Here is an 11,664-nt window from a genome sequence, read left to right on the forward strand (position 1 = left end):
CAAAGCGGAAGAGGCGTTTTGGGGTGCGGGGAGTGGAGGGCACACGGGGCCACACCCCCGCCCCCGCCGCCGCGGCCGCGCCGCCGCGCTGGCCGTGACGGCGATCCTGCTGGCCGCGGCCGCCGTGACCCTGGCACTCGTGCTGCCGGGGCTCGGCGACGACGCGGACCAGGCCAAGGGCGGTGAGCGCACCCCCTCGCGGAGCGCGGGCTCCGGGTCCCCGACGGCGTCCCCGGCCACGTCCTCGGCCACGTCCTCGGCCACGTCCTCGGAACCGCGGCTGGACGCACTCCCCAAGGCCTTCGTCGGCACGTGGAAGGGCGACACCGTCACCGCCCACGGCGTGCCGGGGACGATGGAGATCACCCTCCGCGAGGGCAAGGTCGGCGCGGTCGTCGGGCGCGACAAGAGCGTGCTGGACCTGCTCGGCCAGTCCTACGACTGCAGCGGCGACTGGAAGCTCGCCGAGGCCACGCGCAAGAGCGTCGTGCTCGACACCAGCGGCGGCACCAACCCGCATCCCGGGGTCTGCTCGGACGGCTCGGCGGACGAGCGGTTCACGCTCAACGCGGACGGCTCGCTGCACTACCGCTCGGGCGACTCCCTGGCCGGTCAGCCGGAAGGGGACCTCAGGAAGCAGGGCGGCTGACCCCCTGGCGTAGGCTGGGCGAGTCCGTCACGACCCTCGGAAGGGATGCCCCGGTGAGCGAGAACGCCGACCTGCAGTCCGTCCTCGACCGTGCGGCCGACGGCGGCCGCATCACGCCCGAGGAGGCGCTCGACCTCTACCGTTCCGCGCCCCTGCACGCCCTCGGCGCCGCCGCCGACGCCGTACGCCGCCGCCGCTACGCCGGCACCGAGCACATCGCGACGTACATCATCGAGCGCAACATCAACTACACCAACGTCTGCGTGACGGCGTGCAAGTTCTGCGCCTTCTACGCCCCGCCCAAGGACACCGCCAAGGGCTGGACGCGCGACCTCGACGACATCCTGCGCCGCTGCGCGGAGACCGTCGAACTCGGCGGCACCCAGATCATGTTCCAGGGCGGCCACCACCCCGACTACGGCGTCGAGTACTACGAGAAGCACTTCAGCGCCATCAAGCAGGCCTTCCCGCAGCTGGTCATCCACTCCCTCGGCGCCTCCGAGGTCGAGCACATGGCCCGCATCTCCAAGGTGCCGGTGGAGGAGGCCATCACCCGCATCCACGCCGCGGGCCTGGACTCCTTCGCGGGCGCCGGCGCCGAACTGCTGCCGGCCCGGCCGCGCAAGGCGATCGCCCCGCTGAAGGAGAGCGGCGAGCGCTGGCTGGAGATCATGGAGGCCGCGCACAACCTCGGCGTCGAGTCGACCTCCACGATGCTCATGGGCACCGGCGAGACCAACGCCGAGCGCATCGAGCACCTGCGCATGATCCGTGACGTCCAGGACCGTACGGGCGGCTTCCGCGCCTTCATCCCGTACACCTACCAGCCGGAGAACAACCACCTGAAGGGCCGCACGCAGGCCACGCTCTTCGAGTACCTGCGGATGATCGCCATCGCGCGGATCTTCCTGGACAACGTCGCCCACATCCAGGGCTCCTGGCTCACCACCGGCAAGGAGGTCGGCCAGCTGTCGCTGCACTACGGAGCCGACGACCTCGGCTCGGTGATGCTGGAGGAGAACGTGGTCTCCTCGGCCGGCGCCAAGCACCGCTCCAACCGCATGGAGCTGATCCACCTGATCCGCGCCGCCGGCCGGGTCCCCGCCCAGCGTGCCACCACCTACGAGCACCTCGTCGTCCACGACGACCCCGCGAACGACCCGGTCGACGACCACGTGGTCTCCCACCTGTCGTCGACCGCCATCGAGGGCGGCACGGCGCACCCGGAGCTGAAGCTGCTCAGCACCTCCTGACGCCGCCGATGCTGACGATCCATTCCGGGACCGACGGCACGGCCCTGCTGGTGGACGGCGGCCTCGTCGCTGCCGTCGGCCCGCTCGACGCGCTACGGGCGGCCCACCCGGGCGCCCGTGTCCGGAGCTGGCCGGGAGCGCTGCGTCCGGGCCTGACCCACGAGGGCGGGCTCCCGCAGGCGCCCACCCCGCGCGAACGCGTGCACGCACTGCTGCTGCGCGGGGTCACCGCCGTCGCCACCGCCCCGGCCGACCCCGCGCTGCGCTCCGCCCTGGACCGCAGCGGGCTGCTGCCGGCCCGCCAGGCCCCGCCCCTGGAACCGGGCGTCCGGGCGGACTTCGCCGTCTTCGACGGGCGGGGCGCCTGCCTCGCCACCGTCGTCGGCGGCCGGCTCCTGCACCGCAGGGCCTGACCGGCCCGCGCGCCCGGCCTCCCGTGGCGGTAGCCAGGGCCCCTGCGCGGGACCCGGGGCCACCGGGTGAACAATGGGGGGCGTGACCCGAGCCTCCCTGGACAAGCAGCCGCACGAAGTCGCCGCGATGTTCGACGACGTCGCGGCCAACTACGACCTGACCAACGACGTGCTGTCGCTCGGCCAGGACCGCCGCTGGCGCAAGGTCGTCGCACAGGCCCTCGCCGTCCGTCCCGGCGAGCGCGTGCTGGACCTGGGCGCCGGCACGGGCACCTCCTCCCTGCCCTTCGCCGAGGCGGGCGCCCACGTGGTGCCCTGCGACTTCTCCCTGGGCATGCTGCGGGAGGGCAAGCGCCGCCACCCCTTCCTCCCGCTCACCGCGGGCGACGCGACCAGGCTGCCGTTCGCCGACGGGGTCTTCGACGCCGTCACCATCTCCTTCGCGCTGCGCAACGTCCACGACACCGACGCCGCGCTGCGCGAGATGCTGCGGGTCACCCGCCCCGGCGGCCGGGTCGTCATCTGCGAGTTCAGCCACCCCACCTGGGCGCCGTTCCGCACGGTCTACACCGAGTACCTGATGCGGGCGCTGCCGCCGGTCGCCCGCGCGGTCAGCAGCAACCCCGACGCGTACGTCTACCTCGCCGAGTCCATCAGGGCCTGGCCCGACCAGCCCGGCCTCGCCGCGCGACTGCAGAAGGCCGGCTGGTCGAAGGTCGCGTGGCGCAACCTGTCGGGCGGCATCGTGGCACTGCACCGCGCGGTGCGTTGAGAGGCCGCGCGGCCTCCAAGCCGGGGGCGCCCGGCCCGCGCGCGAAAGCGGCCACATAGACTGCACGGGTCCGGTCCGGCCGCCGCCGGCTGGTCGCAGACAGGCCGCATCGGCCCAGAGCAGCGAGGAGCACCGTGACCGAGACCGCCGCTTCGGAACGCAGCGCCGATGTGATCGTCGTGGGTGCCGGGCCCGCCGGTTCGACGACGGCCTACTACCTGGCGAAGGCGGGACTCGACGTCCTGCTGCTGGAGAAGACCGCCTTCCCGCGCGAGAAGGTGTGCGGCGACGGCCTGACGCCCCGGGCGACCAAGCAACTGGTCGCGATGGGCATCGACATCTCCGAGGAGGCCGGCTGGCTGCGCAACAAGGGCCTGCGCATCATCGGCGGCGGGGTCCGGCTGCAGCTGGACTGGCCGGACCTGGCCTCGTTCCCGGACTACGGGCTCGTGCGCAAGCGCGAGGACTTCGACGAACTCCTCGCCGGCCAGGCGCAGAAGGCCGGCGCCCGGCTGTACGAGCGCTGCAACGTGGGCGCCCCGATCCGGGACGAGCGCACCGGCCGGATCACGGGCGTCGAGGCCAAGCTGGGCGAGGAGAAGACCCCGGTCACCTTCCACGCGCCGCTGGTGGTCGCCGCCGACGGCAACTCCACCCGGCTCTCCCTCCAGATGGGCCTCCACCGCCGTGAGGACCGCCCGATGGGCGTGGCCGTCCGCACGTACTTCACCTCGCCGCGGCACGACGACGACTACCTGGAGTCCTGGCTGGAGCTGTGGGACCGGCGCGTCCCGGGCGACCCGCGGCTGCTGCCCGGCTACGGCTGGATCTTCGGCATGGGCGACGGCACCTCCAACGTGGGCCTGGGCGTCCTCAACACCTCCGCCTCCTTCAAGGAGCTGGACTGGCGCGAGGTGCTGAAGGCCTGGTGCGCCTCGATGCCCGAGGAGTGGGGCTACACCGAGGAGAACATGACCGGGCCGATCCGCGGCGCGGCGCTCCCGATGGCCTTCAACCGCCAGCCGCACTACACCAAGGGCCTGCTGCTGGTCGGCGACGCGGGCGGCCTGGTCAACCCGTTCAACGGCGAGGGCATCGCCTACGCGATGGAGTCCGGCCAGATCGCCGCCGACGTCATCGTCCAGGCGCACGCGCGCGGCACCGCGGCCCAGCGGGAGCTGGCGCTCCAGTCGTACCCGCGGATCCTCAAGGACACCTACGGCGGCTACTACACGCTCGGCCGGGCCTTCGTGAAGCTGATCGGCAACCCGAAGGTCATGAAGCTGGCGACCCAGCGCGGCCTGACGCACCCGATGCTGATGCGCTTCACGCTGAAGCTGCTGGCGAACCTCACCGACCCGTCGGGCGGCGACGCGATGGACCGTGTGATCAACGGGCTGTCGAAGGTGGCGCCGCGCTCCTGACGCCCCGGCATCCGCTCGCCGCGCCGGCCCGTGCCGTACGGGCCGGCGCGGCTTTTTGCTGCCGTCACATCGTGAGAGGGGATAGGCAAACATCCCTATCGTTCCCTTCACAGGGTAGGATGCGTACTTATGGAGAGGGAGTGGTTGTCCGTCGAGCAGGTCGCGGACCGGCTCGGCCTGCACGTGCGCACGGTCCGCGGCTACATCCGCGACGGCCGGCTGAAGGCCGTGCGCATCGGCAAGCAGTACCGCGTCGCCCGGGCCGACCTGGACGCCCTCACCGGTGCGCCGGCCGCAGCCGCCCGGCACCGGGTGGAGGTCTCGGCCATCGTCGAGGTCGACGGCATCGGGGCGGCCGCAGCGGACCGTCTGAGCACCCTGCTCGTGGCCGGTGCCCAGATGGCGCGGGAACCCCACGAGTTGGCCCGGGTCCGGACGGCGTACGACGACGAGCGCTCGCGGCTGAAGGTCGTGGTGCTCGGCGGCGCCGCGGCGACGGCGGACGTCCTGCGCACCGTCGACGGCGTCCTGGGAGGGGAGAACGACATGTTCCCGGAGGAGCGCACCGAGGACCCGGAGGCGGGCCGTGGCTGACGTGGTGACCGAGCGAGGGGGCGTGCCCGTCCTCGTCTGCGGCGAGGAGGGCGCGAGGATCTCCGGCGTCCAGGACGCGCTCGACGTGATCGGATCCGCCTTCTCCCGGGCGGAGGTGGTGGCCGTGCCCGTCGGCCGGTTCGACGAGCGGTTCTTCGCCCTGCGCACCGGGCTGGCGGGGGAGCTCCTGCAGAAGTTCGTCAACTACCGCATCCGGCTCGCCATCGTGGGTGACGTCTCCGCGTACACCGCGGCCAGTACGGCCTTTCGCGACCTGGTCCGCGAGTGCAACCGCGGCGACCGCACCTGGTTCGTCGACGACCTCGAGGCGCTCGAAGCCCGCCTCGGCTGACCGGGCACCGGCCCGCCCCCGGGGGCGAACTCCCCGCGTCAGGACGCCCGTCGTCCCGGCCGGCGCCGCGGCCCGCCGGGCGGGACCGGCGAACTCCGCCGTCGCCGGGCCCGGTTGACGCCGGCCGGCGGGAAGGGGCGTGGGCCGGGCAGGTCGCCGATCCTTTGACATCGATGTCGTTGACATCGATGTCAGATGGGTCTGCCCCGGAGTCAGCTCGCGCCCGAAATGCGGGATTTGAGGCGTTGTGCTCATACTTTTGATCACTGCTCGGGGATCCGTGATCAAGAGAAGGGTGCAGTCATGAGCACGCGCATACACCAGGTCCTGGCCGCCGCGGCCGCATCGGTCCTGCTCGCCGGAGGGGGCGTGCTCGCCGCCGGCCCGGCCTCGGCGGCCCCCACGGACCACCGCCCGGGCGACCGCCAGGGCGATGACCGCCGGGGCGATGACCGCCGGGGCGATGACCGCCGGGGCGATGACCGCCGGGGCGATGACCGCCGGGGCGATGACCGGCGCGACGACGACCGGCGGGGCGACCGGCAGGGGCAGTGCTCGATCGGGCAGGGTTCCTGGAAGCTGGAGTACCGTCCCGGACGCCTGGTGCGGGTGTCCAGCCACGGCCGCGTCAAGTGGGTCCGCACGCCGGGCCAATGGGTCAGGGTCTGGCACAGCGGGGGCCGTGACTGCCACCGTCGATGAACCCGGCGTCCGGAGCCCGGTCCGCCGCCACGGCGGAGCCGGGCTCCGGCCCGTGAGCCCCGTCCGGGGCTCCCCGGTCGTCCGGCCCCGTGTGCGGTACGTCTCCTTGCGGCGGGGCCGGACTTTCGTTTGCGGCCGCCCGCCGCCGGGCGCGGTGCGGCGGCTCCCCCTCGCGGCGGCGGGGGAGGAGGGCGCCGGGTGGTCCGGCGCACAGGTGCGTGGGTCCTGTCCGGGGCGCGGAGGACCGCACGGGGGCGGAACGGAGGAGGCCGCCGGCCCGGTGCGGGCCGGCGGCCTCCGTGGGGACGGGGCGCGTGATCAGAGCACGCGTACGGCGGACGTCGGCATGTAGTTGGACATCTGCTGGATGACGACGCCCTTGCTCGGGTTCGCCGCGTCCAGGTACTGCCCGCCGCCGATGTAGACGGCCACGTGGTAGGCGGAGCCGACTCCGCCCCAGAAGACGAGGTCGCCCGGCTGGACCGCGCTCACGGAGATCTGGGTGCCGAAGGTCGACTGCGCCTGCGAGGTGCGCGGGAGATCGACGCCGATGGTGCGGAAGGCGGCCTGGGTGAGACCGGAGCAGTCGTACGCGCTGGGGCCCGTGGCGCCGTAGACGTACGGCTTGCCGACCTGGGCCTTCAGGAAGCCTATGACGGAGGCGACGCTGCCCGTCGCGCTGGAGGAGGAGGCCAGCGCGGTGCGTCCCGCGGAGCGCGACGCGGTCGCGGTCTCGCGCGCCTTGGCGGCCTTGGCCGCGGCGCGGTCGCGCGCGTCGGCGGCGGCCTTCTTCTTCTGGGCGGCCTTCATGGCCTCGGTGCGGGCCTCCGCACGGGCGGCGTCCAGCTGCTGCTCGACGACGGTCTCGTCGATGGCGTCAGCGGCCTCCGCGGCGGTGGCGGTGGTGGAGAGGGCGGGGATGACGGGGATGCTCCCCGTGGTCGCCGGGTCGGCGGCCGCGGGCTCGGCGTTCGCCGAAGACGACATTCCGGTCAGGGCGAGCGTTCCGATGACGCCGCCGGCGACTCCTGCGCGGCGCACCCAGTTGGGGCTCTGCGCGGCGCGTCGCCGGCGGCGTATATGCGAGGTCTGAAGGGACATGAAGACTTGGGTATCAGGCCCGGTCGGTTCCGTTCAACAAAAGTGTGATGCGCCACAGTTGGCTGTCGAGCAGTGGTATTGTCCCTTTTTCGATCTTCCTTATTCGGGACGTTCTGGACATTCAACTCCATATCCTCGTGCGCGCGTTCACGTGCCTCCGGCCGCCGTCAGCGGGGTGTTTCGCGGCTCACCCGCAGGAGGGGCAGGGCGCTATCACGTCCCCCGGTCCAGCTCCAATTTGCCTTCGACCGTCGGCGCCTGATAGTGCGGCACCCCTGTTTACCAGCGGAAACGCAGGAAAATGTGACTTCTGGTGATCGTTTGGGATTACTGAGTGAGAAGATCACCGCTCATCCCCGTTCATGATCGTTCGACTGGTGTCGGAGATCACAAAGGTCAGAGTGAACCCCGTGTCGCAGATCACAGACCAGGAGGCATAGGATGCGGGCAGTCTGGGCTTGTGAACTGCCTCACATGGAGACGATCTAGGTGGCGCGGGGTGCACGTCCGGGCACGGTCCGTCATCAGTCATCGTCGACTGGAAGGAGCGGGGACGTGAATGCCTACGCGCCCATCCTCGTGCTGGGCGGCCTCGGGGCCGGCTTCGCGATCTTCTCCGTGGTCATGGCCTCCATCATCGGCCCGAAACGGTACAACCGGGCCAAGTTGGAGGCGTATGAGTGCGGCATCGAGCCGACTCCGCAGCCAGCCGGGGGCGGCCGTTTCCCGATCAAGTACTACCTGACGGCGATGCTCTTCATCGTCTTCGACATCGAGATCGTCTTCCTTTACCCCTGGGCCGTCACGTTCGACGCCCTCGGGGTCTTCGGGCTCGTCGAGATGCTCCTCTTCGTGCTCACCGTCTTCGTCGCCTACGCCTACGTCTGGCGTCGCGGCGGCCTGGAATGGGACTAGGGGCGGAGAATAGCCATGGGTATTGAAGAGAAGTTGCCGAGCGGCTTCCTGCTCACCTCCGTCGAGGCGGCGGCCGGCTGGGTCCGGAAGGCCTCGGTCTTCCCGGCCACGTTCGGCCTCGCGTGCTGCGCCATCGAGATGATGACGACCGGGGCCGGGCGGTACGACCTGGCCCGTTTCGGCATGGAGGTCTTCCGCGGGTCCCCGCGCCAGGCGGACCTGATGATCGTGGCCGGCCGGGTGAGCCAGAAGATGGCCCCCGTCCTGCGCCAGGTCTACGACCAGATGCCGAATCCCAAGTGGGTGATCTCGATGGGGGTCTGCGCATCGAGCGGCGGGATGTTCAACAACTACGCCATTGTGCAGGGTGTTGACCATGTGGTGCCTGTTGACATTTATCTCCCTGGATGTCCGCCCCGTCCCGAAATGCTGATGGACGCGATTCTCAAGCTCCACCAGAAGATCCAGCACAGCAAGCTCGGCGTGAACCGCGAAGAGGCCGCGCGCGAGGCGGAGGAAGCGGCGCTGAAGGCGCTGCCGACGATTGAGATGAAGGGGCTCCTCCGATGACGGATTCCCCGGACACCCCGAACCCGGACAAGGACGTCAACGCGGCCGGGCTGCCCGGCCAGCGCGGCGACCACGGGGAGGCGATCCGCGTCCAGCGCGGCATGTTCGGTGCCCGCAACGGCGGCGACACCTCCGGGTACGGCGGCCTGGTGCGCACCGTGCGACTGCCCGGGGCGGCGAGCCGGCCGTACGGCGGCTGGTTCGACGACGTCGCCGACGAGCTCGAGGGCGCCCTCGAGGAGCAGGGGCTCGTCCCGGACAACGCGATCGAGAAGGTCGTCGTGGACCGCGGCGAGATCACCTTCCACGTCGCGCGCGAGCACCTCCCGCTGGTGGCCAGGACCCTGCGCGACGACCCCGCGCTGCGCTTCGAGCTCTGCACGGGCGTGAGCGGCGTCCACTTCCCCGAGGACAAGGGCCGCGAGCTGCACGCCGTGTACCACCTGCGCTCGATCACCCACAACCGGCTGATCCGGGTGGAGGTGAGCGTCTCCGACGCGGACCGGCACGTCCCGTCGCTCGTCGAGGTCTACCCGACCAACGACTGGCACGAGCGCGAGACCTACGACTTCTTCGGGATCGTCTTCGACGGCCACCCCGCGCTGATGCGGATCATGATGCCGGACGACTGGCAGGGCCACCCGCAGCGCAAGGACTACCCCCTCGGCGGCATCCCCGTCGAGTACAAGGGCGCCCAGATCCCTGCTCCTGACCAGCGGAGGTCGTACTCGTGAGCACTCACCACGCACCCCGGCAGGCATCGGAGCGGGAGACCACCGAGGGCCGGGTCTTCACGGTCACCGGCGGCGACTGGGACGAGCTGTCCGAGACCGTCGGCAAGGCCGACGACGAGCGCATCGTCGTCAACATGGGCCCGCAGCACCCGTCGACCCACGGCGTGCTCCGGCTGATCCTCGAGATCGACGGCGAGACGGTCACCGAGGCCCGCTGCGGCATCGGCTACCTCCACACCGGCATCGAGAAGAACATGGAGTTCCGGACCTGGACCCAGGGGTCCACGTTCGTGACGCGCATGGACTACCTCACGCCGTTCTTCAACGAGACGGCGTACTGCCTGGCGGTGGAGAAGCTGCTCGGCATCACCGACGCGGTCCCGGACCGCGCCTCGGTCATCCGCGTGATGCTGATGGAGCTCAACCGCATCTCCTCGCACCTGGTGGCCATCGCCACCGGCGGCATGGAGCTCGGCGCCACCACGATCATGATCTACGGGTTCCGTGACCGCGAGATGATCCTGGACGTCTTCGAGCTGATCACCGGCCTGCGGATGAACCACGCGTACATCCGCCCCGGCGGCCTCGCCCAGGACCTGCCGCCCGGCGCCGTGGACCAGGTCCGCGAGTTCGTGAAGAAGTTCCGCAAGAACCTCCCCGAGTACGACAAGCTCGCCACCGGCAACCCGATCTTCAAGGCCCGCATGCAGGACGTGGGTTACCTGGACCTGGCCGGCTGCATGGCGCTCGGCGCCACCGGCCCGATCCTGCGCTCCACGGGCCTGCCGCACGACCTGCGCAAGTCCCAGCCGTACTGCGGTTACGAGACCTACGAGTTCGAGGTCCCGACCGTCGACACCTGCGACTCCTACGGGCGGTTCCTGCTCCGCCTGGAGGAGATGCGGCAGTCGCTGGACATCGTCGAGCAGTGCCTGGACCGGCTGCAGCCCGGCCCGGTCATGGTCGCCGACAAGAAGATCGCCTGGCCCGCGCAGCTCGCGCTCGGCCCGGACGGGCTCGGCAACTCGCTCGACCACATCAAGAAGATCATGGGCACCTCCATGGAGGCCCTGATCCACCACTTCAAGCTGGTGACCGAGGGCTTCCGGGTCCCGGCCGGCCAGGCGTACGTCGCCGTCGAGTCGTCCAAGGGCGAACTCGGCGTCCACGTGGTCAGCGACGGGGGCACCCGCCCCTTCCGCGTCCACTTCCGCGACCCGTCCTTCACCAACCTGCAGACCATGGCCGCGATGTGCGAGGGCGGCCAGGTCGCCGACGTCATCGTCGCGGTGGCGTCCATCGACCCCGTGATGGGAGGCGTCGACCGGTGACTGAGGTATCACTCGGCATCCCCGCGATGCCCGCGCCGGACTACCCGGCCGACGTACGGCAACAACTGGACGCGGACGCGGCGGAGGTCATCGCGCGCTACCCCGGCAGCCGCAGCGCCCTGCTGCCGCTGCTGCACCTGGTGCAGGCGGAGGAGGGCTACGTCTCCCGCACCGGGGTGCGCTTCTGCGCCGAACAGCTGGGGCTGACCACGGCCGAGGTCACCGCGGTGGCCACCTTCTACTCGATGTACCGGCGGGGGCCCTCCGGCGAGTACCAGGTCGGGGTCTGCACCAACACCCTGTGCGCGGTCATGGGCGGCGACGCGATCTTCGACGAGCTCAAGCAGCACCTCGGCGTCGGGAACGGCGAGACCACCGACGACGGCAAGATCACGCTGGAGCACATCGAGTGCAACGCGGCGTGTGACTTCGCCCCCGTGGTGATGGTCAACTGGGAGTTCTTCGACAACCAGGACCCCGCGTCGGCCAAGCGGCTCGTCGACGACCTCCGCGCCGGCCGCACCGTCGAACCCACCCGCGGCGCTCCGCTGTGCACGTACAAGGAGACGTCGCGGATCCTCGCCGGGTTCCCCGACGAGCGCCCCGGCGCCGTCGAGGCGAGCGGCGGCGCCGGCCCCGCCTCGCTGGCGGGCCTGCGGCTCGCCCGCGGCGAGTCGCTGCCGGGCTCCGGGGCCGGCGTGCCCCGGCAGACCTCCGCCCCGCCGCAGGACGAGACGCCCCCGGCCCACCCCAGCTCCCACGACGCTCCGTTGGACTCCGCGGTCTCCGACCCGGAGCACCCGGCGGGACCGGTCACGCAGGAGCGCCCGACGGAAGGTGAGGAGGACCGGTGA

Annotated in this window: 13 protein-coding genes and 1 pseudogene; 13 read left to right on the top strand and 1 reads right to left on the bottom strand. The window is 71.2% G+C overall.

The window, feature by feature from the left end:
* The 8 genes and pseudogenes from ABZ312_RS10125 to ABZ312_RS10160 all read left to right on the top strand — a co-directional run.
* Positions 1 to 649 (top strand): annotated as a pseudogene (locus tag ABZ312_RS10125) (hypothetical protein); the annotation flags it as partial.
* Between the two features lie 53 nt (positions 650 to 702).
* A complete protein-coding gene (gene mqnC / locus ABZ312_RS10130) occupies positions 703 to 1,902 on the top strand; it encodes a cyclic dehypoxanthinyl futalosine synthase (RefSeq protein ID WP_500329493.1) in 1,200 nt (399 codons plus the stop codon).
* 8 nt (positions 1,903 to 1,910) lie between these two features.
* Complete coding sequence (locus tag ABZ312_RS10135) at positions 1,911 to 2,315, top strand: imidazolonepropionase-like domain-containing protein (protein ID WP_500329495.1); 405 nt, start codon at positions 1,911 to 1,913, stop codon at positions 2,313 to 2,315.
* Between the two features lie 82 nt (positions 2,316 to 2,397).
* Positions 2,398 to 3,087: a class I SAM-dependent methyltransferase gene (locus tag ABZ312_RS10140; RefSeq protein ID WP_499513330.1), complete on the top strand. Its 690-nt coding sequence runs from the start codon at positions 2,398 to 2,400 to the stop codon at positions 3,085 to 3,087.
* Between the two features lie 134 nt (positions 3,088 to 3,221).
* Positions 3,222 to 4,511 carry a geranylgeranyl reductase family protein gene (locus ABZ312_RS10145; RefSeq protein ID WP_499513331.1) on the top strand — a complete coding sequence of 430 codons (1,290 nt, stop codon included), beginning with the start codon at positions 3,222 to 3,224 and terminating at the stop codon, positions 4,509 to 4,511.
* Between the two features lie 129 nt (positions 4,512 to 4,640).
* Entirely contained in the window at positions 4,641 to 5,105 is a 465-nt protein-coding gene (locus ABZ312_RS10150; RefSeq protein WP_500357902.1) for a helix-turn-helix domain-containing protein, read from the top strand.
* Entirely contained in the window at positions 5,098 to 5,457 is a 360-nt protein-coding gene (locus ABZ312_RS10155; protein WP_500437193.1) for a DUF4180 domain-containing protein, read from the top strand. The genes ABZ312_RS10150 and ABZ312_RS10155 overlap by 8 nt, the downstream gene beginning before the upstream one ends.
* A 303-nt stretch (positions 5,458 to 5,760) precedes the next feature.
* A complete protein-coding gene (locus tag ABZ312_RS10160) occupies positions 5,761 to 6,159 on the top strand; it encodes a hypothetical protein (protein WP_500437195.1) in 399 nt (132 codons plus the stop codon).
* Between the two features lie 318 nt (positions 6,160 to 6,477).
* Here the strand turns inward: ABZ312_RS10160 and ABZ312_RS10165 are convergent, their stop codons facing one another.
* On the bottom strand, positions 6,478 to 7,260 hold the full coding sequence (locus ABZ312_RS10165; protein ID WP_500437197.1) for a C40 family peptidase: 783 nt from the start codon (positions 7,258 to 7,260) through the stop codon (positions 6,478 to 6,480).
* A 555-nt stretch (positions 7,261 to 7,815) separates the two neighbouring features.
* On the opposite strand from ABZ312_RS10165, the gene ABZ312_RS10170 reads away from it, so the two are divergent.
* Genes ABZ312_RS10170 through nuoE form a run of 5 tightly spaced genes read left to right on the top strand, consistent with a single transcriptional unit; the run spans position 7,816 to position 11,664 of the window.
* Positions 7,816 to 8,175, top strand: a complete 360-nt coding sequence (locus tag ABZ312_RS10170; RefSeq protein WP_089226370.1) for an NADH-quinone oxidoreductase subunit A — start codon at positions 7,816 to 7,818, stop codon at positions 8,173 to 8,175.
* A gap of 15 nt (positions 8,176 to 8,190) precedes the next feature.
* The gene (locus ABZ312_RS10175) at positions 8,191 to 8,745 is read left to right on the top strand and encodes a NuoB/complex I 20 kDa subunit family protein (protein WP_018558792.1); all 555 of its coding nucleotides are present in this window, start codon (positions 8,191 to 8,193) and stop codon (positions 8,743 to 8,745) included.
* Positions 8,742 to 9,479 carry an NADH-quinone oxidoreductase subunit C gene (locus tag ABZ312_RS10180; RefSeq protein ID WP_499513336.1) on the top strand — a complete coding sequence of 246 codons (738 nt, stop codon included), beginning with the start codon at positions 8,742 to 8,744 and terminating at the stop codon, positions 9,477 to 9,479. The genes ABZ312_RS10175 and ABZ312_RS10180 overlap by 4 nt, the downstream gene beginning before the upstream one ends.
* Positions 9,476 to 10,810 (top strand): NADH-quinone oxidoreductase subunit D, encoded by a 1,335-nt coding sequence (locus ABZ312_RS10185; protein ID WP_500329505.1) that lies wholly within the window; start codon positions 9,476 to 9,478, stop codon positions 10,808 to 10,810. Before ABZ312_RS10180 ends, ABZ312_RS10185 begins: the two co-directional genes overlap by 4 nt.
* A gap of 26 nt (positions 10,811 to 10,836) precedes the next feature.
* Complete coding sequence (gene nuoE / locus ABZ312_RS10190; protein WP_500329541.1) at positions 10,837 to 11,664, top strand: NADH-quinone oxidoreductase subunit NuoE; 828 nt, start codon at positions 10,837 to 10,839, stop codon at positions 11,662 to 11,664.

Source organism: Streptomyces sp. NPDC006207, assembly GCF_040613835.1.
GTDB lineage: Bacteria > Actinomycetota > Actinomycetes > Streptomycetales > Streptomycetaceae > Actinacidiphila.

Bases quoted from the DNA above. Each gene is read 5' to 3' on its own strand.
- ABZ312_RS10135 (WP_500329495.1), top strand. From the start codon at position 1,911: ATGCTGACGATCCATTCCGGGACCGACGGCACGGCCCTGCTGGTGGAC.
- ABZ312_RS10150 (WP_500357902.1), top strand. From the start codon at position 4,641: ATGGAGAGGGAGTGGTTGTCCGTCGAGCAGGTCGCGGACCGGCTCGGC.
- ABZ312_RS10160 (WP_500437195.1), top strand. From the start codon at position 5,761: ATGAGCACGCGCATACACCAGGTCCTGGCCGCCGCGGCCGCATCGGTC.
- ABZ312_RS10165 (WP_500437197.1), bottom strand. From the start codon at position 7,260: ATGTCCCTTCAGACCTCGCATATACGCCGCCGGCGACGCGCCGCGCAG.
- ABZ312_RS10175 (WP_018558792.1), top strand. From the start codon at position 8,191: ATGGGTATTGAAGAGAAGTTGCCGAGCGGCTTCCTGCTCACCTCCGTC.
- ABZ312_RS10180 (WP_499513336.1), top strand. From the start codon at position 8,742: ATGACGGATTCCCCGGACACCCCGAACCCGGACAAGGACGTCAACGCG.
- nuoE (WP_500329541.1), top strand. From the start codon at position 10,837: ATGCCCGCGCCGGACTACCCGGCCGACGTACGGCAACAACTGGACGCG.